This window comes from Nocardioides sp. P4_G10 (genome assembly GCF_056401175.1).
On record NZ_JBFUJV010000006.1, the window covers coordinates 104,918 to 130,190 of the forward strand.

Here is a 25,273-nt window from a genome sequence, read left to right on the forward strand (position 1 = left end):
CTTGCACCGTGACAGTCCCACTGTCACGATTGAGGCATGCGTCTCGCCACCCTGCTGATGTACGACGGCAACCCGCGCAAGGCGGCCGACGAGGTGGTCGCGCTGGAACGGGCGGGCCTCGACAGCGTGTGGGTCGCGGAGGCCTACGGCTTCGACGCGCCCACGCTGATGGGCTACCTGGCCGCCACGACCGAGACCGTGCAGATCGGCTCGGGCATCCTCAACATCTACTCGCGCACCCCGGGCGCCCTGCTCCAGACCGCGGCCGGGCTCGACAACGTCAGCCAGGGCCGGGCGATCCTGGGTCTCGGGGTGAGCGGGCCGCAGGTGGTCGAGGGCTTCCACGGCGTGCCCTACCGCAAGCCGATGGCGCGCACCGCCGAGGTCGTCGACATCATCCGCCGCGGCCTCAGGCGCGAGCCGCTGTCGGCCGACGGCGAGTTCCACCTGCCGCTGACCAAGGACGACGGCGCCGTCACCGGCCTCGGCAAGCCGCTCAAACTGCTGACCAGGCCCGAGCGCGACACCATCCCGATCTGGATCGCCGCGCTGGGCCCGAAGAACGTCGCGCAGACCGCCGAGATCGCCGACGGCTGGATCCCGCACCTCTTCCACCCGGAGAAGGCGCACCTGGTCTGGGGTGACGCCCTCGTGGCCGGCAACGCCAAGCGGCAGGAGGGCCTCGGTCCCCTGCAGGTGATGGCCGGCGGCATGGTGGCCATCGGCGAGGGCCCCGACACCAAGTCGCTGCTCGACTTCGCGCGGCCGATCTTCGCCCTCTACGTCGGCGGCATGGGTGCGAAGGGCAAGAACTTCTACAACGACGTCGCGCGGGCCTACGGGTACGAGAAGGAGGCGGAGGAGATCCAGGACCTCTACCTCTCCGGCAAGAAGCGGGAGGCCGAGGCGCTCGTCCCCACCGAGTGGCTCGAGGCGGCCAACCTCGTCGGCCCGGCGTCGTACGTCCGCGAGCGCATCGCGGCCTTCAGGGAGGCCGGGGTCACCGACCTCAACATCACGCCCGTCTCCGAGGATCCGGCCGCCACCGTGGCGCAGGTGAAGGAATGGGTGTCCTGAGCCTCGTGCACGCGCCGGGCCGATACGCGACCCTCCGCCGGATCCGGTCCCTGGACCCGGAGGTCGACCACGACGAGATCCTCCGGCTGACCGCCCGCTTCGAGTTCCCGTGGGACTACTCGCAGGGCACCGGCATCGCCTTCATGCGCGACTACGGCGTCCCCTCCATCGCCGCCGTCCTCGATCGCACGCGGGAGTTCGAGGACCACGGCGCCAAGCGCTACGACGACACCATCCTCATCGGGGACGAGGCCACCCTCGACGGCATCGACTCACCGCGGTCCTACGCCGCGCTGCGCCGGCTCAACCGCATCCACGGCCACTACGACATCCCCGACCACGAGCTCGCCTACGTCCTCGCCACCACCATCGTCGGGCCCGTCCGCTGGATCGAGGCCTACGGCTGGCGCCGCCTCGACGACCACGAGCTCGCCGCGATCACGAAGGTGACCACCCGCTTCGGCGAGCTGATGGGGATCAAGGACCTGCCCACGACGTACGACGGCTACCTGGCGCTGCTCGTCGACTACGAGCGCCGCCACTTCGCCCACACCCCGGAGGCCACCCGGCTGGCCGAGGCCTCGATCCGCATCGCGAAGGAGGTCGCGCCGGCGCCGCTGCGACCGCTGCTGCGGCGCGTCACCATCGCGATCATGGACGAGCCGCTGCGCGAGGCGCTCGGCCTGCCGCGCCAGCCGCGGTGGTTGGTCCGAGCAGTGCGCGGCGGGCTGCGGGCACGCGGGCGGCTGCTGCGGCTCGCTCCCCCGCGCCGGACGGCGTACGTCCACCGACCGAGCACCTACCCGCACGGCTACCGGCTCGAGGACCTCGGACCGACCGCGATGCTCGACGCGCTCAACCGGTCGGCGTCATGACGCATCGTTCACCAGCCTGTTCACCAGGGCCGGTCGAGCAGGCCCGCCGTGCCCCGCTGCTGCTCGCCGAGCTGCGCGTCGAGGACCAGCAGCGCGCCGGTGAGGGCCGGCGTCGCCCACTGCAGCCACGCCAGCTTGCCGCGCGCGTCCTCGGCGACCTCGGGCTCCTTGGGGTGGCCGTCCTCCCCGCTCGCGTCGCCGAGGCGCTGGCCGTAGACGTACGCCGCCGCGGACGCGGCCACGGCAGCCCCGGTGAGCGCCGTCTTGGCCACCACGGACGCAGTGGTCGGCGGGTGCGTCGCGACGCGGTTGCGGTTGTCGGCGAGGATCGCGATCCCGCTCAGCAGGTGCAGCCCGATCGCGGCGCCCTGCACCGGACCCCACCGCTCCCAGCCGGTCCCCGAGACCTCGACCCGCTCCCGCTCGGTGTCGGGCTCGCGCGCGGCCTGGTTGAGCCCGACCGCCCCCATCAGCGAGCCGCCGAACCACGCGGCGTTCGTGACGAGGTGGGTGGCGCGCACGGCCGTGCTGATGAGAGTCATGCCGCCAACGTAGGCACGCCGCACCGGCGTCGCCTCACCCCGTCGGGGAGGTCCACCACCCCGACCGACCCAGCCCATCGGAGGAACCATGCCTGACCGCCCCAGCATCCTCGAGCAGGAGCACGAGGACTTCCGCGCCGTGGCGCGCGCCTTCTTCGAGAAGGAGGTGGCGCCCCACCACGCCGCCTGGGAGCAGGCAGGGATCGTCGACCGCGAGGTCTGGCGCCGGGCCGGTGAGCGCGGGCTGCTGTGCTTCGACGTCGACGAGGCCTACGGCGGGCCGGGGATCAAGGACTTCCGCTACAACATGGTGCTCGCCGAGGAGTCGGCGCGGGCCGGGGCCTCCGGACCGGGCTTCGCCGTGCACACCGACATCATCGTCCCCTACATCTCCGCGCTCGGGACCGACGAGCAGAAGCAGCGGTGGCTGCCCGGCTGCGTGTCCGGCGAGCTCGTCACCGCCATCGCGATGACCGAGCCAGGTGCCGGGTCCGACCTGCAAGGCATCCGCACGACGGCGGTGGACGCCGGCGACCACTACGTCCTCAACGGGTCGAAGACCTTCATCTCCAACGGGATCCTGTCCGACCTGGTCGTCGTGGTCTGCCGGACCGACCCCGACGCGGGGCACCAGGGCATCTCGCTGCTTGTCGTCGAGCGCGGCATGGAGGGCTTCGAGCGCGGCCGCAACCTCGCCAAGATGGGGCTGCACGCCCAGGACACCGCCGAGCTGTCCTTCACCGACGTGCACGTGCCGAAGGAGAACCTCCTCGGCGCCGAGGGCTCCGGCTTCGTGTCGCTCATGGAGAACCTCCCCCAGGAGCGCATCTCGATCGGCTGCATCGCCGTCGCCGCGATCGAGCACGTCCTCGACCTGTGCCTGTCGTACGCCAAGGAGCGCGAGGCGTTCGGCAGGCCGATCGGCACGTTCCAGCACAACCGCTTCGTGCTGGCCGAGATGGCCACCGAGGCGCACATCGCGCGGGTCTTCATCAACGACTGCGTGCTGCGGCTCAACGCCGGCGAGGTCGACACGGCGCTGGCGTCGATGGCGAAGTGGTGGACCACCGAGCTGCAGAAGCGGGTCGTCGACGCCGGTGTCCAGCTGCACGGCGGCTACGGCTACATGGACGAGTACCCGATCTCCAAGGCCTACACCGACTCGCGGATCCAGACGATCTACGGCGGCACGACCGAGATCCAGAAGGAGATCATCGGGCGGATGCTGGGCCTGTAGACGGTTGGTGGCGATCGTCTACGTTCGGGGCATGGACCTTTTCGAGATGGACGAGACCCAGACCATGACCCGCGAGGAGGCCGCCGCCCGGCTGCGCGCCCTCGCCGACTCGCTCGCCAAGCACAACTCGGTGGAGTTCTCCCGCGAGGGCGGCCGCGTCACGGTGGCCGTGCCCGACGAGGTGCGGCTCAAGGTCGAGGTCGAGCTCGGTGACGACAACGAGATCGAGATCGAGCTCACCTGGTAGCCCACCCGTCAGGTCACCGGGTCGCCAGCACCTCGCGCAGCCGCGCGGCGAACTCGTCCGGCTTGCCGGTCTGCCCGTACTCGCCGCCGAGGAACCCGTTGTGGCCGCTGGGGAAGACCACCGGATCGACGCCCAGCTCCCGCGCGACGGCGTACCCGGCGCGTCCCGCGATCTCCCCGTCCGTGGGGCCGCCCGACTCCTCCCCGACGCCGATGACCACGGTGGTCGACGCGTCGCGGACGGCGGCGAGGTCCGGGACGCGGGTGCATCCCTCGCCGCGCATGTTGGCCATCAGGCCGTCGTTGCGTGAGCCGTCGTCCTCGGTGGGCAGGCCGAACACCGCGGGGTCCGGGACCGGCTCGTCGCCCGTCCACTCGCCGCGGTGCATCACCAGGCTGATGAAGCGGGCCATCCCGGGCCCGATGCCCGACGCGTCGTAGGCAGCCACCAGGTCGTCGCACGCCCTCCCGATGGCGACGCCGTCCGGCAGCAGCGGGGCCATCGGCGGCTCGTGCGCCACCAGGACACGTACGTCGTCGGGGTGTGCGGCGACCAGGAAGAGGGAGTTGACGGCCGCGCCGGACGAGGCGAACAGGTCGACCGGTCCGACTCCCAGTGCCTCGACGAGGGCGTGCAGGTCCTCGGCGTGCTGCTCCGGCGTCACCGCCGCCGTGTCGGCGTCGCGCGTGCTGCGCCCGACATTGCGCGGGTCGGTCAGGACCAGCACGCGTCCGTCGAGCCGGGCCACGAGGCTGCCGAACCCGGTGCTGTCCATCGGCGAGCCGGCCAGCACCAGAGGTGGGTTGTCGGGGGTCGCGTCGGCGAGGTCGCCGATGACGTCGAAGGACAGGACGGCGCCGGGGACCGCGACGGTCCCGGGCGTGCGGGGTGCATCGGTCATGCCGACATCATCGAACCGGTCGCGGATCGTCCGCAACGCCCCCTAACCTGCCCGGGTGACCGACTTCAGCGAGCAGGACCTCAGCGGCTCGAGCTTCCAGCGGGTCGACCTCTCGGGCAGCACGTTCCGGGGCGCCGACATGAGCGACCTCGACGTCCGTGAGGTCGACCTCAGCCGCACCCGCGTGCGGGCGGCGTACTTCGACGGCGTCCGGATGACCGGAGTCGAGATCCCCGACATGGAGATCAGCGGCGAGGTGCTGCGACTCGTGGTCAACGGCGTCGACGTCGTACCGCTCGTCGAGGCCGAGCTCAACCGGCGGATGCCCGAGCGCGCGCTGATGGCGCCGACCGACGTCGCCGGCTTCCAGGAGGCGTTCGCCGTCCTCGACCGGTTGTGGGGCGAGACGATGGGTCACGCCCGGGCCGTGCCCGTCGAGCAGCTGCACGAGCAGGTCGAGGGCGAGTGGTCCTTCATCGAGACCCTCCGCCACCTCGGGTTCGCGCACGCGTGCTGGGTGGGCGGCGTGGTGCTCGCCGACCGTTCGCCCTGGCACCCGCTCGACCTGCCCTGGGACGAGGCGCCCGAGCACGAGGGGGTGCCGTGGGCACGGCGGGCGCGGCCGGAGCTGCACGAGGTGATGGCCCTGCGTCGTCAGCGCCGGGCGACCGTCGCGGAGGTGCTCGACGGGCTGACCGACGCCGGGTTGGGCCGGTCGGTCTCCTCGGCGACGCCGTTCCTCGCCGATGCCACCGGGCTCACCGTCGCCGACTGCCTGCGCGTCGTCCTCAACGAGGAGTGGGAGCACCGGCTCTACGCCGAACGCGACCTGGCGGTGCTGGCGTCCCGCTGAGGTTACGCGAGCCGCGCGGCGAGCGCGCGCCCGAGGCGTACGCCGGAGAGCCAGGCGGTCTCGACCTTGGGCGTCTCGCCCCACCCGTCGCCGCACACGCCGACGAGGCGCTCGCCGTCGACGAGGGCGTAGGGCTCCTCGCGCCGACCCGTCGGACGGGCGAAGGTCCAGCGGTGGACGTGGACGTCCTGCGGCTCGCCGATGTCGAGCAGCCTCCGGACGGCTTGCAGCACCGCGGGTGCGGCGCCGGCCGGGTCGTCGAGGTGGCGCGCGGCCAGGTCGGGGGTCGAGTGGGCGACCAGCACCGGGGCGTCGTCGCCGCGGCGCCGGCCGTCGTCCGCGATCCAGCCGACGTCGGGGTCGTCGTTGACGAAGGCCCCGTCGAAGCGACCGGTCGGGCTGACGCCGTCCCACATGCGACGGGACCACCGGCCGGCCACGGCGATGACCGGCTCCCACTCCCGGTGCAGCTCGTCGCCGACCGGGTGGTCGCCCACGAGCCGGCGGGCCTGCGGGTCGGGCATGGCGAGGACGACGGCGTCCGCGTCGAGCTCCGCCAACGCTCGCACCTCACGTCGCTCGACGGCCAGGTCGGCGGCGAGGTCCTCGACCAGCGACCGCAGGCCGTGGGGCGCTCCCCAGCGGACCGGCCCGGTCTTGCTGTCCGGCGCGCCTGCGCCCAGCGCCGTGAACGTGTCGGTCCACTCGCGGGCCAGCCCGCGCTCGGCCCAGTCGTCGACGACGGCGGCGAACCCGGGGTCGCTCACGGTGAGGTAGGACGCTCCCAGGTCGACGCGACGGTCCCACAGGGTGCGGGCCGCCATCCGGCCCCCCGGCACGCGTCCGCGGTCGAGGACGCGGGTGTCGAGGCCGGCCGCCCGGAGCTCGCGGGCGCAGGCGACGCCCGACAGGCCGGAACCCACGACCACCACGTCGGCTCTCATGCGGCGACCCTAGGTCAGGCGGTCAACGGGCGCGCGAGAAAAGCAGGTGCGTGAGCAGCGCCCGGTGCGTAGAACCGGTCCATGGACCTGGATGCCGCAATGCGGTCGTGGATCGACGACGGCTTCGTCGTCCTGCCCGGCTACCTCCCCGCCACCGACCTCGCCCCCGCCGTCGACGAGCTCGGACTCCTGTTCCCGTCCGGGGCCGACTTCCACGACGGAGCCGACCCGGACCGCAACGCCCGGTTCGTCGGCGACGAGTTCGACGGGATCGACGGCTTCCCGTTCGCGAGCCCCGCACTCAACCGGATCCCGGTCTGCGACGCACTGGTCGCGCTCGCGACGACCCTGCTCGGGACACCGGACATCCGCCTCTACTCGGCGGAGGCCTGGGCGAAGTACGAAGGCGCCGCCGACTACGACCAGGACCTCCACCGCGACTACCTCAACCACACCGTCCTGGCGCCCTCCACCGCGCCGGCGTACCGCCAGCTCGAGCTCTTCGTCTTCCTCTCCGAGGTGACGGTCGAGCTCGGCGCACCGCGGATGGTTCCGCGGACCGCCACCACGGACGGGCTTCCAGCCAAGCCGAACTTCTTCCCGCGCGGGACCGCCAGCGACACCGAGGCGGGGTTCGTCGACTCGACCGGCCGTCCTGACCTGTACCGGGAGGAGGTGCCGGCGACCGGCCCGCCCGGGACGGTCGTCGCCTTCCAGCCGCAGACGGTCCACCGAGGGTCCGCGATCACCCGGCCCCGCGGAGCGCGGTTCTCCATGCACCTCAACTACCGCCCCGCGGCTGCCGAGTGGGCGCAGCGCCATGCCTGGGCCGACCGCAGCCACGACCCGCGCTGGTACGACTTCGTGGAGCAGGCCGGCCCGCGCCAGCTGGAGCTGTTCGGGTTCCCCGCTCCCGGGCACCCCTACTGGACCGCCGAGACGCTCGACGGCGTGGGCCAGCGGTATCCCGGGCTCGACATGGCCCCGTGGCGTTCGCAGGCGTGAGGCTCCGACCGGACGACGCACGCACGTCGGGAGCCGGCCCTCGTGGACCGGCTCCCGACGTGCGTCAGGACCGCTTCACCCGCGTCAGCGGCGTACCGCGGTGTGCAGGGTGGTGCGCGACGGCAGGTCCGTGCTCGCGGTCGGCGTGAGCACGACCCGGACGACGAGCCGGCCGGCCCTCTTGGTGAGCTTGCGCGGCAGCCTCACGGACCGGCGCGCGTCGCCGTCGACCTCGACCACCCGGACCACGGTGACCTTGCCCCGCTTCGCGGTGATCCGCACGGTGCCGGCCGCGGTGGCGTCCAGACGCACGACGGCCCTCCGGCCGACCCGGAGGTTCGAGGTCCGCGGACGGACGTCGGTCTGCACCATCACAGGCGCCGGGGAGGGTGCCTGCGACGTCGCCGGGGCCGGCGTCGGAGCAGGCGTCGGGGTCGGGGTCGGCTCCGGCGTGGGCTCWGGGGTGGGGGCGGGGACCGGCGCGTCGACACCGGCCTCGGTGACCCACTTGCGGCCGTCGTCGGTCTTGGTGACCGTGAACCGGTCGTAGACGTCGCCGATCGCGAGGTCGGTCGTGGCGGCGGCGGTCTTCTCCGCCAGGTAGGACGTGTAGACGAGCGTGTCCTTGGTGACGTCGATGACCTGGTACGTCGTCACGCCTGCGCCACGGAGGACCTGGGTCGCGCCGTTGAGCGTCCACACGTTGCGCTCGTCGGTCTCGAGCTCGTAGTGCTTGGCTCCCGAGTTGGACACGATGTAGACCGGGCCGTCGGTGATCCCGGCGTCGGCCGTCACGTCGTCGTTGTTGTAGCCGCGCGCGTAGGTGTGGTCGTGGCCCATCTGCACCAGGTCGATGTTGTGCTTCTGGAACACCGGCACCCAGTACTTGCGCAGGATCGGCTCGTTGCGGCCCGCGCTGGTCGAGTAGACCGGCTGGTGGAAGGTGACGACGTTCCACTTCGAGTCGGTGGTCGACAGCACGTGGTCGAGCCACTTCGCCTGGTACTCGGTCCACAGCTCGCCGACCTTGGCCGACGGACAGTTGGTGGCGAGGCACACGGGCAGGTTCGCCGGCGTCAGGAACGTCGTGTCGCGGGTGGCGTTGACGGTGATGAACCGCACGCCCTGGTAGTCGGTGAAGTAGACCGTCTCGGCCGCGAACTCCGACCAGTGCTCGAAGTAGGCGCGGTACTGCGCGGCGACCTCGTCGTCGCCCTCGGCCAGCACGGCCATGTCCCCGATCGTCTCGACCGTGGGCTGGTTGAGGGGGTACTCGAAGTTCGCCTTCCACGCCTTCATGTAGCGGTCGCCGGAGTACTCGTGGTTGCCGGGCGCGGCCATGATGTTCTTGGTGGCCGCGGACGTCTCCATGCCCTTGAACCAGTTGATCCACTGGGTCTCGTTGCTGGCCGTGTCGATCAGGTCGCCGGCGTGCACGGAGCCGATGGCGTCGGGCGCGGTCGCGAGCGACTGGTCGACCACCTTGGGCCACGTGGTGTCGAGGCCGATCTGCGCGTCCCCATAGTAGATGTAGGAGAAGTCGGTGACTGACGGGTCGGCGGTGGTGAAGGTCTGCCACTCGCTCCACGCGTCGGGGTTGCCGACGCGGTAGCGGTACTCGGTGCCCTGCTGGAGGCCCCCGACGGTCGCGGAGAAGTGCTCGAGCGGGTTGTTGTTCACCACTCCCTGCGGGTAGCCGCGGAGCGTGCGGGTGAGCCCACCGGCGGACGGCTTGACCTGCACGCGGCCGACGGTCTCACCCTCGTTGCCGGCCTGCCAGGAGAAGGACTGCGAGCGGGTCGGGTCCTCGGTGGGGGTCAGGATGATCCGCGACGGGGGCAGGGCCGACGGCGTCTCGAGGACGGGCACCAGCTCCTTGAAGTCGAAGTAGATGTCGCTGCTGGTGTCGCGGTCCTGGTAGAGCGCGACGGCGACCGTGTTGGTGCCGGGCTCGAGCACCTCGGGAGAGATGGTGAAGGTGCCGGTGACCGGCGCACCGCCCGAGTTGCCGGCGTACTGCAGGTTGGTCGAGGTGTCGGTCGCCCGCTCGTCGGCGGCGTTGTAGACCCGGTCGCCGTTGACGTAGACGCGGACCGCGTCGTCGAAGACGACCTCGGCACCGAGCCCGGCGATCGACTCGATCGTCTGGGCGTCGATGTCGAAGGTGCTGCGGAGGAAGAACGTCGGCACGTTGGGCGCGGACGTCCCGTCGACGTACTGGTTGAGCAGGGTCTTCGGCGTGAGGCCGCTCACCGAGCCGAGCTCGCCACGGATGGCGCCGAACGAGCCGGTGGCCGACTTCCAGTCGGAGGCGTCGTACGACGCTCCGGTCCACGCCAGCACGTCCTCGGCGCCGCGGTGCGGCTCCGTGTTGTCGTCGAGGTAGCGCCAGGTCGTGTCGGTGGTGCTGATCAGCGGATCGGTCGACACCGCGGCGGCAGCCGGGTCGTCGGCGATCAGGGTGGTGGTGCTCGCAAGGAGCACCGACGCGACGCCGGTCGACACCAGGACCGGCGTGAGGCGTCGTGGTCGGCCTGGGGTGGCCACGGTCTGCTTCATCATTCCCTTTCACGGGCGGCCCGCGCGCAGGCGCGGGGGACGGAGTACGCCGTCCGCCACGCATCCGAGTGCAGCCACGTGTCCCGGAGGGGGTTCCACCGTGAACGCCCGACGACCCTGGCGCGGCGTCCTGCTGGACCGGCCGAAAGAGGGACCAATGGATGACGGGGCACTGCGACGAAGGTCCGCACTTCCCCACGTTCCCGGCGGCTCGGGACCTCAGCCCGTCCCGCCTCTCGTTCGCTACCCGGAGGGTGAGGTGAAGCCGCTACGGGTCGCCGAGCCCCGGTCCCCCGATGCCGACACCGAGGTCCTGGGGGTGGTGTCCACAACCTGCTCAACTGCTCGCGCACAGTGGAGCCCTCTGGCCGCAGCCGCCTTCCGGCGGCGCATCGACGTCGGTTCTGCGCTCAGGTCTCTAACGGTTTGAGCCCCAGGTCTCGTGCCAGTACCGGGCGTTCTTGCTACCCACGCGCAGGATGGCATCAGGCTCGACGGGAGCGGGCCAGAGTTGGATCAGGTAGAAGTCGACGGCCTCGTCCGCGAACTCGTCCTCGTCGCAGGCGTCCCGCCCACGAGCACACACCCGGATCCGGTGTGGTCCTGGCGGCAGCACAAACTGACCACCGCTCTCCCCAGCCCAACTGGTCCACCCGCAATCGCCCTGTTCACCGACGACTGTCGAAACCTCGACAACGTCCTCCCACTCCGCATCGCACGGGATGACCCCGTCATGTGCCTCGATGCGGACCGGTGACCCCCCGGACCGACGGCCCAGGTTCAGGTAGATCCGTCCGGGGGTGGCAGCACCAGCGACCCCATTGACCTGCCCCGAGAAGGTGGCCTGAATGTCACCGTCGTCCTCGACGTCGCCCGAGAACCAGATGTCCAGTTGCCCGTAGTCGGTCTCTACGACCTCGTCCATCAGCACACGCACCATGTGCTGAGCCTGTCTTGTTCTGACGGCGCCGGCTCGTCAACGCGACCCAGCGCCTCGCGATGGCCGTTCGCGACAAGACATGTCGTGCTGATGGCTGCGACGTCCCGGCCACCTGGTGCGAGGCCCACCAACCACGATGGCGCCTCGAACGACTGGCCAACGGCGACTACCGCTTCCACCCACGCAGATAGGCGGCGACACCGAGCAGGTCCTGTCCGCTCCACGCCCGCTTCGCCACCTTGGCACCATCGATACGGCCCGACGATCCGCGCTCTCTGGTCACCTGAGCTGCCCCGCCGTCACCCAGTTCTCGGTCTCCTGGCTTCGGTGCGCGCCTCTATCGCTCGCAGCACCGCAACCATGTCGGCATGACCGTGACCCAGCTGCTCGGCCTCCGCGAACAGGTCGCGACAGGTGTCGAGGACGGGCGAGGACACGCCGGCCCGACGGGCTGCCTCCGCGACGAGACGACTGTTGTAGTGCACGTCACTGATCGACGCCTGCACCTCGAAGTCGCCCAGCACCAGCTTCTCCAGCTTGATCCGAGAGACACCGCTAGACATCGGCCCGGAGTCCAGAACCGAACGAAAGGCCTCGACGTCCAAGCCGTTGTTCTCGGCGAAGTGAAACGCCTCCGCCAGGCCCGCGACCTGGGTGAGGAGGAAGAGGTTGACTGCCAGCTTCATTCGCGTGGCGTTCGGGACCTCACCGCACGTGACCGTGGTCGAGCACAGCGGTGCGAGCAAAGGAAGGACCGCATCCACGGCTGCGGTCGAGCCGGCCACCATGCCCACCAGCTGACCCGCCTCCGCGGGGCGACGCGACCCCGACACCGGTGCCTCGACATAGCGGCCGCCTGCCGACGCGATGTCCCTGGAGAGTCGCTCCGAGTACGCCGCCGCCGTCGTGCCCATGTGGACGAGCGTCCGTCCGGCCACCATCTGGTCGAAGCGGGGGGTGCCACGCTCGAGCACCTCGTCGATGACCGCGCCGTTCGCCAGCATGAGGAACACGGTCGTCGAGTCGCGGAACACGTGAGCCGGACTGCGAGCGACCGTGGCGCCGGCCTCGGCCATGAGTTCTGCCTTGTCGCGAGACCGGTTCCAGACCATCAGGGTCGTACCCGCACGATGCATGTTGAGCGCCATGGGTAGGCCCATGTGCCCGAGCCCGATGAATCCGACACTCATGAATGCCTCCCCCGACTCGTATCGGACCGCTCGCCGACGGCGCGGCTCGAGTGCTCACCTCCGAGCCGTACCGTGATCAGCGTGCCGCTCAGCCGCAGGCGCGGACCAGCGCCCATCCGGCCAGTTGTCGCCGCATTGGCGCCACCGCGGTCCAGTCGAGGTCCAGATCGAGCAGGGAAGGTCAGCGCTTCCAGTAACCCGGTGGCGCGGTCGTCGGGGCCTCCCACGCCTCACCGGAAAGACTCCGGTGGCCTCGACCCGTTGATGTCCGAGCTTCAGTCGGCCGCCGAGTAGATGTCGCCGGCCACACAGCGCACCCGGCCGTGACGAGCAGTGCTCCTGCCACCGCTCCTGCCCAGGGTGTGGAGTCATGTGACAGGTACCCGAGCAGGATCGGGGCGAACATGACCTCCCCCAACGGAGTGGCCATGGCGATCAGGACGCTGATCACGACCCGCCACCGCGTCGTCCACTGAGCGGTGTGGTCGTCGCGGCTCGTCGCTGCCGCCGCTGCCAGCACGAGGGGCAGGCCGAAGGACCAGACCAGGATCGCGGGGACGATCTCCACCGCCGGGATCTCGTGGCTGAGTCCCGCACTCCACGTCAGTCCACCGACCAGGAGGACAGCCAGAGCGGGCACCGCCACCGCCAGGCACACGAGCGGGCGCCGGGGCAGCCACAACCACGGCAGCAACGTCACCCCGATGGCGAGGAGAGCCATCGAGACTCCGGCGAGCAGAGCAGCGTCGCCGACGGGGACCCACGGAGCAGTCGGCGCGACGTAGTCGTACAGATGGTCCTGGGCCTTGATGCACGCGACCGCGTCGAAGTCGCCTCGTTTGCAGGCGGGCCACCAGCGCTGCGCCGCCGCAGCCACCGACAGCGCGCCCGCGAGGGAGGTCAAGGCGGCCACCGCCGCTCGCACGAGCCAGCGCATGAGTTCCTCCCCAGGGTCCCACCTCACGTTCCCTGTCAGGACACGACGCACACCCGCGCGCACCCGGACGTACTCGACTTCGGGGATCGGCGTCGATGCGTCTCGCGGGCACGGCGGCGGCGGGCTCAGCCGCCGTAGCGGTCGGCCACCTCGTCGAACCGCTCGCTCGACCTCGCCACGATCGCGCGGTAGTCGTCGTCATCGAGGTGCAGGACCTTCATCAGGGGCATGACCTCACGGCGTCGGGCCACCTGGACCTCGTGCTCCTCCGGGTCCGCGTCCCGGGTGGTGATCTCGAACGACATCGCGCATGCCAGCGCCACTGCCGCACTCACGGCCGACAGGTCCTCGTGCGCCTCGTGGTGGTCCCGGATGCCGTCGACGATGGTCAGCGGGAGCCCCCACGCCTCGGCCACCGCGCCGCCGATGTCGGCGTGGGTGAGCCCGAAGACCACCCGCTCGGTGTCGAGCAGGTCCACGCCGTCGGTGGCGGCGGCAAGGGCGAGCGTCTCCAGGATCTGCTTCCCGAAGTGCCGGGCCAGCACGATCTTGCCGAAGTCGTGCAGCAGCGCGGCGGTCCCTGCCTCCGCCGGGATCGGAACACGGGCGCGGGAGCGGATCACCTCGGCCGCGATCGACGCGGCCACCGAGCGCTCCCAGAGCGCGCCCGGCTGGAGGCCGTACGCCGGCAGCGCCTGCAGCATCCTGCCTCCGACACGCGAAGCCAGGGTCAGCGACAACAGTGTGCTGGTACCGAGCCGCACCGCGGCGTCACGCACCGACGTGATGTTGGCGCGGTGGCCGAGTGCGGCCGAGTTGGCCAGGCGCAGCACGTCCGCAGTCAGTGAGACGTCGAGGGACACGATCTCGCTGATCTCGCGGATGTCGGCGTTCGGGTCCGCAACCAGCGTGGCCAGTCGCGCGACGGTGTGGGGCAGGGGTTCGACGGACTCGGCGGCGGCCAGCAGGTCCGCCGGGTCCACGAGCGGTGCGGTGGTCACGTGGAGGTGATCGGCACGCCGGGGCGAGATCTGAGGAAGACGGGCTGACGGGAAACGGGGTGTCACCCGAACGGGCAGTGAAGACGCGCAGTGGTGCCGCGTCCTACCCTCCCGAGATGGACTTCTCGTGGACGGCCTCCTGCCGGGCGTTCGCCGACGCCGCGGAGTGGTTCGTCGCCACCGCCGCCCTGGCGGACGGCCGGTGGACGGAGCCCGGCCTGGGCGAGTGGGACGTGCGCAGCCTGGTCGGCCACACCAGCCGTGCGCTGCTGACGGTCGAGACCTACCTCGCCAGCCCGGCGGAGGTCGTCGAGGTCGGGTCGACGGCGGACTACTACCGCGCGACCCGGGCCGCCGCCGCGGGCCCTGACGTCGCGGACCGCGGCAGGACGGCCGGCGAGGCGCTCGGCACGGACCCGGCCGCTGCCGTCGCGGAGATCGCGGCCCGCGTGGTCCCCATGGCCGCTGCGTGCGAGGGCACCGAGGTGGTCACCACGATCGCCGGCGGGATGCGGCTGGCGGACTACCTGCCGACCCGGACCTTCGAGCTGGTCGTGCACACCGCGGACCTCGCAGCCGCCCTCGGGCTGGCGTCCGAGCCGCCCCCGGTCCCTGCTGCGCAGGCCTTCGACGTGGTCGCGCAGCTCGCCGTCACCGACGGTCGTGCCACGGCGCTCCTGCGCGCCGCCACGGGCCGGGAGGGACTTCCGCCGGGCTTCTCGGTGCTGTGACGCGGGTCGGGCACGCACCACCCCTACCCTGATCCCATGCCAGCGCCCCGCACCCGCCGCGCGAGAGCGGCCAGGAAGCGCCAGCGGCGGATGGCGAGCGTCGAGCACGACCTCAGCCCGGGCCAGTGGGCCGCGCTGCAGGAGGCCTGGGGCGGGTGCGCCTACTGCGGTGCGACCGGCGGCTCGCTGCAGAAGGACTGCGTCCTCCCGATCTCCCGCGGGGGCCGCTACACGCTGCTCAACGTCGTCCCCGCGTGTGCCTCGTGCAACGCGAGCAAGTGCAACGACGAGGTCACCGGCTGGCTGCGCCGCAAGCGGCTCGACGAGAGCGCCTTCCTGGTGCGCCTCGCGACGGTGCAGGCCGAGCTCCGGCAGCCGGCTACAGCGGCGAGTCCTCAGGCACCACTCGCACCACGCTGACCGTCCCGGCCTCGCGACCCACCACGACCTTCACCCCGTCCAACCGCTCCAGCGCGGCGCGTACGTCGTCGACCTCGAGCCGCGTGTCGACGGCGATGTCGGCGTCGCGGACCGGCACGGCCGTCTCCGGCCACTCGGACGAGTCGACCTCGAACGGGTCGAAGTCGGTCTGGGCCGCCGACCACAGCTGGAGCGCGGACTCGGCGACGATGTCGTCGGTGGTGGACTCATCGGAGGTCATGCGTCGAAGGTACCCATCTCCGCGCAGTTGACCGACACCGCTTGACTGACCAGATGGCCACCCGACTCCTGCTCCTGGCGGACACGCACCTCCCCACGCGTGCCCGCGACCTTCCGGCCGAGGTGTGGCGGGCCGTGGAGGAGGCCGACCTCGTCGTCCACGCGGGCGACTGGGTCGACGTACGCCTCCTCGACGAGCTGGAGGCGCGGTCGGCCCGGCTCGTCGCGTGCTGGGGCAACAACGACCACGGCGAGCTGCGCGAGCGGCTGCCCGAGGTCGCCCGGGTCGAGGTCGAGGGCGTCCGCCTGGGCGTGGTCCACGAGACCGGGCAGGCGAAGGGCCGCGAGGAGCGCATGAGCGTCGAGCACGCCGGCCTCGACGTGCTCGTCTTCGGCCACAGCCACATCCCGTGGGGCACCGTCACCGCCACCGGGCTCCGGCTGCTCAACCCCGGCTCCCCCACCGACCGTCGGCGACAGCCGCACTGCACGTACCTGACAGCGACGGCCGTCGACGGCGAGCTCAGGGACGTCGTCCTGCACCGGCTACCGACACGCTGATGCGTCAGGCGTCGGAGCCGCAGCCGGAGCCGGGCGCCTGGTCGGAGTACGTCCTTCGACCCTAGCCAGCGGGGCCGCGGCCCATCATGATGTGACCCCTGCCACACCCCTGTCAGCACCCGCAGCACGCCAGCCAGCATCCTGAGGAGCCGGAGATGACCGCGACCGAGACCGACCCCGACGTCCTGGCAGTGCGCGAGGAGTACGAGGCCCGCATCCTCGGGCTGCACATGCCGGCCACCGTGCGGCAGGCCGCGGAGACCTACGGCGACGCACCGGCCTTCTCCGACAAGTTCGACGTGCCCGAGGGCGAGACGTGGTCGACGATCAGCTGGACCGAGACGTGGGACCTGACCCGCCGGGTCGCCGCCGCCCTGATCGACCTCGGTGTCGAGCCGGGCGACCCCGTGGCGATCATGGCCGCCAACCGCACCGCGCACACGCTGGCCGACTACGGCGCCATGACCGCGGCCGCCGTGCCGATGTCGATCTACAACACCCTCGCCCAGGACCAGGTCTCCTTCATCGCCGGCGAGTCGCGTCCTGTCGTGGTGGTGCTCGAGGACCACGACCGCTACCAGCGGTGGGAGCGGGCCCTGGACGAGGTCGACTCCATCCGCCACCTGGTGATGCTGTCCGACGCCGACCGCGTGGACGACCCGCGGGTGATGACGTGGCCCGACCTCCTGGCCCGCGGTGACGACACCGGCCCCGTCGACGAGCGGATGGAGCGGATCACCCCCGACCTGCCGGCGACGTTCCTCTACACCTCCGGCACCACCGGCAACCCCAAGGGCGTGGTGCTCACCCACCACAACGTGATGTACGAGGCGGTCTCCACCCTCGACGCCGGCGGCCTGCACGGCCCGCAGCGCACCATCAGCTACCTGCCGCTCGCCCACATCGCCGAGCGCATCCTAGCGACGTACGCTCCCCCGTTCCTGGGCAGCCACGTGCACGCGATCCCGGACCCGGCGGGCCTCCTCGGCGCGCTCGGCGAGGTGCACCCGACCGCCTTCTTCGGCGTCCCCCGCGTCTGGGAGAAGATCAAGACCGGCATCTCGGCCAAGCTCGCCGAGGACCCCGACCCCGCCAACCAGAAGCTGGTCACCGACGCGATGGCCGCGGGTCTCGCGTGGACGCAGGCCCACGAGTACGGCAACGCGATGACGCCGGAGGTCGAGGAGGCCTTCGCCAAGGCCGACGAGGCGATCCTGGCGTTCCTGCGCCTGCTGCTCGGCCTCGACCAGGTGCAGTGGGCCGCGAGCGCCGCCGCCCCGATGCCGCTCGAGGTCGCGAAGTTCATGGGCGGGCTCGGCGTGCGGGTGTACGACGTCTACGGCATGACCGAGACGACCGGGGCCTTCACGTCCAACGGACCCGACGCCTTCAAGCTCGGCACGGTCGGACGGCCCAACCCCGGCGTCGAGGTGCGGCTCGCCGAGGACGGCGAGATCCTGTGCCGCGGCCCGGTCAACACCCCCGGCTACTACAAGCAGGAGGCCGCCACCCGCAACCTCGTCGACGAGGACGGCTGGATCCGCACCGGGGACATCGGCACGGTCGACGAGGACGGCTTCTACTCGGTGGTCGACCGCAAGAAGGAGCTGATCATCACCTCGGCGGGCAAGAACATCGCGCCCTCCAACATCGAGAACTACCTCAAGGAGTCGCCGATCGTCGGGCACGCCATGGCGCTCGGCGACGGCCAGTCGTACGTCGTCGCGATCCTCACCCTCGACGGTGAGATCRCACCGCTGGTCGCGGCCAGGATGGGCGTCGAGTTCACCGACCTCGCGGACCTGTCGGCCAAGCCGGAGATCCGCGCGATGGCGCAGGCCGCGGTCGACAAGGCCAACGAGCGGCTGTCGCGCCCCGAGCAGGTCAAGGCCTGGGAGCTGCTGCCCGACGAGTGGACCGCGGAGTCCGAGGAGCTCACGCCCACGCTCAAGCTCAAGCGCCGCGTCGTGAGGACCAAGTACGCCGACGTGGTGGACAAGCTCTACACGTGACGTTCGACCTGCAAGCCCACCGCGGCGGTGCGGGGCTCTGGCCCGAGAACACCCTCGAGGCCTTCGGCCGGGCCCTCGCGCTCGGGGTCTCCACCCTCGAGCTCGACGTCCACCTGACCGCCGACGACGACGTCGTGGTCCACCACGACCCGACCGTCCACGGCGGACTTGCCGACGCGAGGAGGATCCGCGAGCTCACCCGCGCCGACCTGCCGCCGTCGATGCCGCTGCTCCGGCAGGTCGCCGCGCTCCTCGCCGAGCGCGGCGCCGACCCGGTGCGGGTCAACCTCGAGATCAAGTACGACGCCCTCGACGCCAGCGGCTTCACCACCCGCGAGGCATTCGTCGAGCGGGTCGTCGACGCCCTGCGCGTCGACGGGCTCGTCCCCCGCACGAGCATCCAGTGCTTCGACTGGGGAGTGCTGGACCGCGTCGGCGAGGCCGAGCCCGCCCTCGCGCGCAACCTGCTCGTGTCCCCGAAGTACCTCCGGGACGCCGACGGGGCGCCATCGCCGTGGTTCGGCGGCCTCTCGGTCGACGACGACTTCGTCGTCACCGCCGCCCGCCAGGGTTTCACGGCGATCTCGCCGATCCACGGGTCGCCCTTCCGCTCCGGTGTGGACGACCCGGCGTACCAGCCCTTCGCGACGGCGGAGCTGGTCGACGCCGCGCACGCCGCGGAGCTGGCGGTCGTGCCCTACGTCGTCGACGACGCGCCCACCATGCGCCACCTCGTGCGCCTCGGCGTCGACGGGCTGATCACCAACCACCCCGAGCGGCTCCGCGACGTGCTCGCCGACGAGGGCCGCAGCCTCCCGCCCGCATTTCCCGGTGGTGCCGACAACCTCCCACCGATCCGGAGCGTCTCCTCGACATGACCACCTCCTTCCGCGGCTCCTTCCGCGGCTCCTTCCGCGGCTCCTTCCGCGCGGCCTCGCGCGCCGCCCTGGTGGCTGCCGCCACCCTCGCCCTCGCCGCCGGGCTGTCGCCGGCGACCCCCGCGACGTCGGCGCCCTCCGTCGCCGGCACGAGCAGCCGTCCCGCTCCCTCGACCGTCCTCGACGTCCGCGGACTCGAGCAGGGAGACCCGCCCGCCGTCGCCTGGAGCGAGCGGCGCTCCGGCCGGACCGTCATCCACGGGACCGGCGGCACCCGCACACCCGCGCCCAACCGCCTCGACCAGTTCGCACCGATGGGCTCCGGGCACGTCATCCAGACCATCGGTGCCGGCGCCGCCGTGACCCGCTGGATCGGCGCCGACGGCACCCCCGGCCGACGCGAGTGGCGCACCGGCTACGGCCTGGCGGTCTCGGCGCAGGGCAAGGCCGTCGCCTTCTCAGGCAAGGCCGGCAAGGTCTGGTCGATCGACGAGGCGGGCGACCGGGTGCTGTCGTTCAACCCGGTCCCCATCTCCGGCAAGGGGCGGGCGGTGGCGCTGTTCGGCGAGGACTGCAAGGAGGGCGCGACCAGCAACGGGTGCACGGTCTACGTCAACGGTCCCAACCGTGCCTACTACACGTCCTCGCACGGCATCGTCGACCGACCGCCGCACCTGCGGCTCACCTCCACCGGGCGCGGGCCGTGGATCGGCGGCATCACCTCGTTGAGCGACATGGGCTCGTGCAGCGCGATGCTGCGCAGCTGGAAGGTGAAGTGGCGCACCTGCGACAACCAGCTCTCCGACATCGCCCCCGACAACCGCCACGTCCTCGGCACCCCGGCGTACGCCGACGGCTTCGGCCCCGGGACGCTCGACCTCCTCACGACCGCCGACGGCTCCGTGGCGAGGTCGTTCACCTCGGCCCGCAACGGCCGTTCGGCGACGTACTTCGACGAGGTCTGGGAGGACGCCGACCACGTGCTCGTCGTGACCTACCAGGCCGACCGGTGGGCGGTCGTGAGGCTCGGCGTCGACGGCTCGATGGAGTACGCCGTCGCGCCCCGGCGCGGGACGATGGACGCCCGGGCGCCGTTCCAGCTCCAGACCCGCTGACGGGGCGCCGGGGACCTGACCCGGTCTAGACCTCAGGGCAATTACCGATGCACGCGGCGGCCCCCGGCTGGTCCACTGAAAGGCATGCACCGACAGATCGCTGGGACCCTGACCGGACGCGTGACCAAGTGGATCGTCCTCGTGGCGGTCCTGGCACTCACCGCGATCATGGCCTCATTCTCGGCCAAGCTCACCTCGGTCCAGAACAACGAGGCCTCCTCGTGGCTGCCCGAGTCGGCGGAGTCGACCCAGGTCCTGGAGGAGCTGTCCGAGACCGTCGACCCCAACGACATCCCCACCCTGGTGGTCTACCAGCGTGACGGCGGGCTGACCGAGGACGACCTCGCCCAGATCGAGGCCGACGGCCCGGAGATCGCCGCGATCGACGGGGTCACCGACCAGGGCGTGCTGACGCCTGCGGCCGCGGAGGCAGCCGCGGCCCAGGGGGCGCCGGTGCCGACGCTGGTGTCCGACGACGGTGAGGTCGCCTACCTCTACTTCGTGCTCAACTTCGGAACCAACGGCTGGAACGACATCCCCGACGCCGCCGACGAGATCCGTGGCATCGCCACGCTCGACGGCGGTCAGGTGCACCTCGCCGGCTACGGCGGCCAGGCCGCCGACTCCGCCGAGGCCTTCGAGGGCATCGACACCAACCTGATCTTCGCGACGCTCGCCGTCGTCATCGTGATCCTGCTCTTCACCTACCGGAGCCCCATCCTGTGGCTGCTCCCGATCCTGTGTGCCGTCTCGGCCAACTTCATCGCTACCGGTCTGGTCTACCTCCTCGCGAAGTACGCCGACCTCACGGTCAACGGCCAGAGCCAGGCCATCCTGAGCATCCTGGTGATCGGGGCCGGCACCGACTACGCGTTGCTGCTCGTCGCCCGCTACAGGGAAGAGCTCCGTCGTCACGAGGACCGCCACGAGGCGATGGCGTTCGCGCTGCACCGCGCGGCGCCGGCGATCTTCGCCAGCGCGGCGACGGTGGCCGTCAGCATGCTGTGCCTGTCGTTCGCCGACCTCAACTCCACCGCCGGCCTCGGCCCGGTCCTCGCCATCGGCGTCGCCGTCACCATGCTCGTGATGGTGACGCTGCTGCCGGCGCTGCTGGTGATCTGCGGCCGCTGGGTCTTCTGGCCCAAGCGCCCCGCCTACCGCAGCGCCGAGCCCACCGCCAACGGCTTCTGGGCCCGCGTCGGTCGCTCGATCAGCCACCGCCCGCGTCGGGTCTGGCTCACGACCACCGGTCTCCTGCTGCTCGCCTGCCTCGGCCTGTTCCGGCTCGACGCGTCCGGGCTCTCCACCGAGGACACCTACACGAAGGAGTTCGACTCCATCAAGGGCCAGGCGCTGCTCACCGACCACGGCCTGGCCGACAACTCCAACACGATCCAGGTCGTCACCAACGCCGACCAGGCAGCCGAGGTCGCGGCGTCGCTGGAGGGCGTCGAGGGGCTCGGCGCCCCGGGCGAGGTCCAGCCGATCTCCGACGACCGGGTGTGGTTCGAGGCGACGGTCAACGCCGACATCTCCTCGACCACCGCGGCCGACATCGTGGAGTCCAGCCGCGAGGCCGTCCACGGGGTGTCGGGGGCCGACGCGGTCGTCGGGGGAGGTGCCGCGTTCTACCTCGACACCAAGATCGCCTCCGAGCGCGACAGCAAGGTCATCATGCCGCTGGTCCTGGGCGTGGTGCTCCTGATCCTGATCGGGCTCCTGCGGGCTGTGGTCGCGCCGCTGATCCTGATCGCGACGGTGGTGCTGTCGTTCGGCGCCGCCCTCGGCATCTCGGCGCTGCTCTTCGAGTACGTCTTCGGCTTCGCCGGGTCCGACCCAGGGTTCCCGCTGTTCGCGTTCGTGTTCCTCGTGGCGCTGGGGATCGACTACAACATCTTCCTGATGACCCGGGTGAGGGAGGAGACCGTCACCTACGGCACCCGCAAGGGCTCCCTGATCGGCCTGGCCTCCACCGGAGGCGTCATCACCTCGGCCGGCATCGTCCTCGCCGCCACCTTCCTGGTGCTCGGCTCGCTGCCGCTGGTGTTCCTGGCCGAGCTGGGCGTGGCCGTTGCCCTCGGCGTCATGCTCGACACGCTGGTCGTCCGGTCGGTCCTGGTCACGGCGCTGAACCTCGACCTGGGCGGCAAGATCTGGTGGCCGAGCAAGCTCGACTCAGCCGACACCCCGCTCACCGAGAGCGAGACGGAGGCCCCGCTCGAGACGGTGCACTAGGAGCGTCAGGCGGGGGTCGCGAGGGTCAGGACCTCCGCGCCGTCCTCCGTGATGGCGATCGTGTGCTCGCTGTGAGCCGTCAGGCAGCCGGTGGCGCTGCGCAGCGTCCAGCCGTCGTCGTCGGTGACCAGCTCGTCGGTGTCGGCCATGATCCACGGCTCGAGCGCCAGCAGCAGGCCGGGGCGGAGCTTGTAGCCCCGGCCCGGTCGGCCGTCGTTGGACACGTGGGGGTCCTGGTGCATCGTCGTGCCGATGCCGTGGCCGCCGAACTGCATGTTGATCGGGTAGCCCGCGTCACCGAGGACCGTGCCGATCGCGTGGGACAGGTCGCCGATCCGGGCGCCCGGGCCGGCGGCGGCGATGCCGGCGGCCAGCGCCCGCTGGGTGGTCTCGATCAGCTCGACGCTCCCCACCGGGCGGCTCTCCCCCACCACGAAGCTGATGGCGGAGTCGGCGGCGACCCCGTCGAGGCGGACCGCGAGGTCGAGGGTGAGCAGGTCGCCGTCGGCGAGGCGCTGGTCGCGCGGGCGTCCGTGCAGCACGGCGTCGTTGACCGCCGTGCAGACGTAGTGGCCGAACGGGCCTCGGCCGAAGGACGGGGCGTAGTCGACGTAGCAGGACTCGGCGCCGGCCTCGCGGATCATCTCGGCCGTCCAGCGGTCGAGGTCGAGCAGGTTGGTCCCGACCTCGCAGCGCGAGCGCAGCGTCTGCAGGATGTTGCCGACGAGGGCGCCGGTGTGGCGGGCGCGGTCGACCTGGGCCGGGGTGAGGATCTCGATCATCGGGGCGCCATCATCTCAGGCCCAGCCTCGCACACTGCTTGCGCGTTTCACCGCTGCACAGGTCGTCGAGGGTGAGGATGCCTTCGGCCACCAGCACGGAGGTGAGGGTGTCGACGGTGACGTCGCGGTCGCGGTAGAGCCATGACTCCACCCCGTCGACGTCCTCGCCGCCCTCGACGGGCTCGTCGGCGAGGTAGGCCACCGCCAGGTCGGCGGCACGGTCGCTCATCGCCCCCGTCGGCACGTAGGTCATCGACTTCTCGTCGCCGCGGACGATGTCGCGGGCGGCCTCCACGTCGGAGCCCGTCTGGCTGGGCAGCGAGCCGCTCTCGAGGCCCACGAAGCGGTCCGACCCGGGGACGAGCTCGCCGAACGAGATGACGGGCAGGTCGCCGGCGGTGAGGGTGTCGAGGTCGTCGGGGTCGACCGGCACCACGACCACCACGTCGGCCGAGGCGGCCTCCGCCTGGCGCGCCTGGCTCTTCTGGGTGGCGGCGTCGCCCTCGGCGTCGTACACCCGCACGCGGCACTCGTCGCAGGTCGACTCCACCCGGTCGGTGAGCCGGTCGACGTCCACCACGCGGGAGGAGGAGTCCGAGCCGTCGGCCACGAGCACCGCGATGGTCGGCTCGTCGCCGACGCAGCCCGACAGCAGCGGGGCGACGACGAGGGCAGCGGTGAGGAGTCTTGCGCGGAGCATCCGGAGGAGGTTATCGGCTCTGCCCTGCAGGGACCGCGCCGGCGGCGCCGCTCATCCGGCGAGCCGCGTGCCGACGCCGACGAGCGCCGTGCCGAGGGCGGCCACCGGGTCCACGAAGAGGGGCTCGAGCGCGATCTCCGCGGCCCCGAGGAGCGAGGAGTCGGACCCGAGTCCCGGGAGGGTCAACGTCACCGACTCGAGCGGAGCCGGCAGCGCGCGGTTGGCGAGCCCGGCCTCGACCTCGGGCCCGACGAGCGCGTAGAGGGAGCGGAAGTAGCCCCCCAGCACCACCTGGCGGGGGTTGAAGACGTTGACGATGCTGGCCAGTCCGTGTCCGAGGGCCGTCCCGGTGGCGCGGAGCGCCGGTGACGGCTCGCCGAACCCGTCGAGCACCTCGTCGAGCTGCGCCACCTTGTCGGTCGGGCAGTGGATGGCCTCGGCGATGGCGTGCGCCCCGACCTCGGTCTCCCAGCAGCCCCGGTTGCCGCAGTGGCACTCGCGCCCCGCCGGGTTGAAGCGGAGGTGGCCCACCTCGCCGGCGTAGCCCCCGGCGCCCTCCAGTCGGACGCCCCCGGTGATCACGCCGGCACCGACACCGACGTTGCCCGAGACGTAGATGAGGTCGTCCACCCCGACGGCCACCCCGCGGACGTGCTCGGCGAGCGCGCCGAGGTCGGCGTCGTTCGCGATCGACACCGGGACGTCGAGGCCGAGCGCGGCCAGGACGATGCCGCCGAACGACACGTCGTGCCACTCGAGGTTCGGGGCGAGGCGGATCAGGCCGTCGCTGTTGCGCACGAGGCCGGGGACGCTGATCCCGATGCCGACGAGCTGCGCGGCATCGGGGACCTTCTCCACGACACAGCGGATCAGTCCGGCGACGGCGGCGCCCACCTGCCACGCCTCGCCGTCGCTGCGCACCGGCGCCTGCGCCCGCTGCAGCACGCGTCCGCCCAGGCCGATGCGAGCCACGACCGCCCGGTCGACCCCGAGGTCCACCGCGATGACGAACGGGCCCTGCTCGGCGATGCGGACGCCGGCCGACGGTCGGCCGGCACCCTGGCGCGGCGTCCCCTCGACCGGAAGCACCCGCTCGGTGATGCCGAGTGCCTCCAGCTCGTTGACGAGCGCAGCGATGGTGCTGCGGTTGAGCCCCATGAGGCCGGTCAGCTCGGCGCGCGAGATCTGACCGGCTCCATGGACGTGCCGCAGGACGGTCCCGAGGTTGTGGCGACGCGCGAGCTCCTGGTTGGTGCCCAGGCCCGGACGCCGGCGGGTGGTCATGTCGGGC

General features: G+C 71.6%; 25 protein-coding genes. 13 read left to right on the plus strand and 12 right to left on the minus strand.

The window, feature by feature from the left end; genetic code table 11:
- Positions 1-36: 36 nt before the first annotated feature.
- Both AC1DP1_RS09580 and AC1DP1_RS09585 read left to right on the plus strand, forming a co-directional pair.
- Positions 37-1,077, plus strand: coding sequence for an LLM class F420-dependent oxidoreductase (locus AC1DP1_RS09580; protein ID WP_477506666.1), 1,041 nt, complete (start codon positions 37-39; stop codon positions 1,075-1,077).
- Positions 1,065-1,952: an oxygenase MpaB family protein gene (locus AC1DP1_RS09585; RefSeq protein ID WP_477506667.1), complete on the plus strand. Its 888-nt coding sequence runs from the start codon at positions 1,065-1,067 to the stop codon at positions 1,950-1,952. Before AC1DP1_RS09580 ends, AC1DP1_RS09585 begins: the two co-directional genes overlap by 13 nt.
- Positions 1,953-1,972: 20 nt before the next feature.
- Here AC1DP1_RS09585 and AC1DP1_RS09590 read toward each other — a convergent pair whose 3' ends face one another.
- Positions 1,973-2,494, minus strand: coding sequence for a hypothetical protein (locus AC1DP1_RS09590; protein WP_457189173.1), 522 nt, complete (start codon positions 2,492-2,494; stop codon positions 1,973-1,975).
- Between the two features lie 88 nt (positions 2,495-2,582).
- Between AC1DP1_RS09590 and AC1DP1_RS09595 the strand changes: the two genes are divergently transcribed.
- A complete protein-coding gene (locus AC1DP1_RS09595) occupies positions 2,583-3,731 on the plus strand; it encodes an acyl-CoA dehydrogenase family protein (RefSeq protein ID WP_477506668.1) in 1,149 nt (382 codons plus the stop codon).
- A 31-nt stretch (positions 3,732-3,762) separates the two neighbouring features.
- Positions 3,763-3,978 (plus strand): amphi-Trp domain-containing protein, encoded by a 216-nt coding sequence (locus AC1DP1_RS09600; protein ID WP_191194763.1) that lies wholly within the window; start codon positions 3,763-3,765, stop codon positions 3,976-3,978.
- Positions 3,979-3,991: 13 nt separating this feature from the next.
- On the opposite strand, the gene AC1DP1_RS09605 is transcribed toward AC1DP1_RS09600, so the two are convergent.
- A complete protein-coding gene (locus AC1DP1_RS09605; RefSeq protein ID WP_477506669.1) occupies positions 3,992-4,879 on the minus strand; it encodes an alpha/beta fold hydrolase in 888 nt (295 codons plus the stop codon).
- A gap of 55 nt (positions 4,880-4,934) precedes the next feature.
- Here AC1DP1_RS09605 and AC1DP1_RS09610 point away from each other — a divergent pair, with 55 nt between their 5' ends.
- A complete protein-coding gene (locus AC1DP1_RS09610) occupies positions 4,935-5,732 on the plus strand; it encodes a DinB family protein (protein ID WP_457189165.1) in 798 nt (265 codons plus the stop codon).
- Positions 5,733-5,734: 2 nt separating this feature from the next.
- Here the strand turns inward: AC1DP1_RS09610 and AC1DP1_RS09615 are convergent, their stop codons facing one another.
- Entirely contained in the window at positions 5,735-6,676 is a 942-nt protein-coding gene (locus tag AC1DP1_RS09615) for an NAD(P)/FAD-dependent oxidoreductase (RefSeq protein WP_477506670.1), read from the minus strand.
- A gap of 81 nt (positions 6,677-6,757) precedes the next feature.
- Here AC1DP1_RS09615 and AC1DP1_RS09620 point away from each other — a divergent pair, with 81 nt between their 5' ends.
- Positions 6,758-7,681 carry a phytanoyl-CoA dioxygenase family protein gene (locus tag AC1DP1_RS09620; RefSeq protein ID WP_477506671.1) on the plus strand — a complete coding sequence of 308 codons (924 nt, stop codon included), beginning with the start codon at positions 6,758-6,760 and terminating at the stop codon, positions 7,679-7,681.
- Between the two features lie 84 nt (positions 7,682-7,765).
- Here the strand turns inward: AC1DP1_RS09620 and AC1DP1_RS09625 are convergent, their stop codons facing one another.
- From AC1DP1_RS09625 to AC1DP1_RS09645, 5 genes are all read right to left on the minus strand, one after another.
- Positions 7,766-10,240, minus strand: a complete 2,475-nt coding sequence (locus tag AC1DP1_RS09625; RefSeq protein ID WP_477506672.1) for a purple acid phosphatase family protein — start codon at positions 10,238-10,240, stop codon at positions 7,766-7,768.
- A 418-nt stretch (positions 10,241-10,658) separates the two neighbouring features.
- Entirely contained in the window at positions 10,659-11,180 is a 522-nt protein-coding gene (locus AC1DP1_RS09630; RefSeq protein WP_477506673.1) for a hypothetical protein, read from the minus strand.
- A gap of 299 nt (positions 11,181-11,479) precedes the next feature.
- Entirely contained in the window at positions 11,480-12,370 is an 891-nt protein-coding gene (locus tag AC1DP1_RS09635) for an NAD(P)-dependent oxidoreductase (RefSeq protein ID WP_477506674.1), read from the minus strand.
- Between the two features lie 181 nt (positions 12,371-12,551).
- Positions 12,552-13,307, minus strand: a complete 756-nt coding sequence (locus tag AC1DP1_RS09640) for a hypothetical protein (protein ID WP_477506675.1) — start codon at positions 13,305-13,307, stop codon at positions 12,552-12,554.
- Positions 13,308-13,432: 125 nt separating this feature from the next.
- Positions 13,433-14,308 carry an HDOD domain-containing protein gene (locus AC1DP1_RS09645; protein ID WP_477506676.1) on the minus strand — a complete coding sequence of 292 codons (876 nt, stop codon included), beginning with the start codon at positions 14,306-14,308 and terminating at the stop codon, positions 13,433-13,435.
- 116 nt (positions 14,309-14,424) lie between these two features.
- Here AC1DP1_RS09645 and AC1DP1_RS09650 point away from each other — a divergent pair, with 116 nt between their 5' ends.
- Entirely contained in the window at positions 14,425-15,039 is a 615-nt protein-coding gene (locus AC1DP1_RS09650) for a maleylpyruvate isomerase N-terminal domain-containing protein (protein WP_477506677.1), read from the plus strand.
- Between the two features lie 36 nt (positions 15,040-15,075).
- Positions 15,076-15,459: an HNH endonuclease gene (locus tag AC1DP1_RS09655; protein WP_477506678.1), complete on the plus strand. Its 384-nt coding sequence runs from the start codon at positions 15,076-15,078 to the stop codon at positions 15,457-15,459.
- On the opposite strand, the gene AC1DP1_RS09660 is transcribed toward AC1DP1_RS09655, so the two are convergent.
- On the minus strand, positions 15,419-15,700 hold the full coding sequence (locus AC1DP1_RS09660) for a hypothetical protein (protein ID WP_477506679.1): 282 nt from the start codon (positions 15,698-15,700) through the stop codon (positions 15,419-15,421). The two genes, AC1DP1_RS09655 and AC1DP1_RS09660, sit on opposite strands and share 41 nt — an antisense overlap.
- A 53-nt stretch (positions 15,701-15,753) precedes the next feature.
- On the opposite strand from AC1DP1_RS09660, the gene AC1DP1_RS09665 reads away from it, so the two are divergent.
- From AC1DP1_RS09665 to AC1DP1_RS09685, 5 genes are all read left to right on the plus strand, one after another.
- Entirely contained in the window at positions 15,754-16,260 is a 507-nt protein-coding gene (locus AC1DP1_RS09665) for a metallophosphoesterase family protein (protein ID WP_477506680.1), read from the plus strand.
- 155 nt (positions 16,261-16,415) lie between these two features.
- Positions 16,416-18,272, plus strand: coding sequence for an AMP-dependent synthetase/ligase (locus AC1DP1_RS09670; RefSeq protein ID WP_477506681.1), 1,857 nt, complete (start codon positions 16,416-16,418; stop codon positions 18,270-18,272).
- Positions 18,269-19,150, plus strand: coding sequence for a glycerophosphodiester phosphodiesterase family protein (locus AC1DP1_RS09675; protein WP_477506682.1), 882 nt, complete (start codon positions 18,269-18,271; stop codon positions 19,148-19,150). Before AC1DP1_RS09670 ends, AC1DP1_RS09675 begins: the two co-directional genes overlap by 4 nt.
- Positions 19,147-20,265, plus strand: a complete 1,119-nt coding sequence (locus tag AC1DP1_RS09680) for a hypothetical protein (RefSeq protein WP_477506683.1) — start codon at positions 19,147-19,149, stop codon at positions 20,263-20,265. Before AC1DP1_RS09675 ends, AC1DP1_RS09680 begins: the two co-directional genes overlap by 4 nt.
- An 84-nt stretch (positions 20,266-20,349) precedes the next feature.
- A complete protein-coding gene (locus tag AC1DP1_RS09685; protein ID WP_477506684.1) occupies positions 20,350-22,500 on the plus strand; it encodes an MMPL family transporter in 2,151 nt (716 codons plus the stop codon).
- Between the two features lie 5 nt (positions 22,501-22,505).
- Here AC1DP1_RS09685 and map read toward each other — a convergent pair whose 3' ends face one another.
- From map to AC1DP1_RS09700, 3 genes are read right to left on the minus strand one after another with little or no spacing between them, the layout of a single operon-like run.
- The gene (map, locus tag AC1DP1_RS09690) at positions 22,506-23,282 is read right to left on the minus strand and encodes a type I methionyl aminopeptidase (protein ID WP_477506685.1); all 777 of its coding nucleotides are present in this window, start codon (positions 23,280-23,282) and stop codon (positions 22,506-22,508) included.
- A 10-nt stretch (positions 23,283-23,292) separates the two neighbouring features.
- On the minus strand, positions 23,293-23,982 hold the full coding sequence (locus tag AC1DP1_RS09695) for a hypothetical protein (protein WP_477506686.1): 690 nt from the start codon (positions 23,980-23,982) through the stop codon (positions 23,293-23,295).
- A 51-nt stretch (positions 23,983-24,033) separates the two neighbouring features.
- Positions 24,034-25,266: an ROK family transcriptional regulator gene (locus AC1DP1_RS09700; RefSeq protein WP_457189119.1), complete on the minus strand. Its 1,233-nt coding sequence runs from the start codon at positions 25,264-25,266 to the stop codon at positions 24,034-24,036.
- Positions 25,267-25,273: the final 7 nt, after the last annotated feature.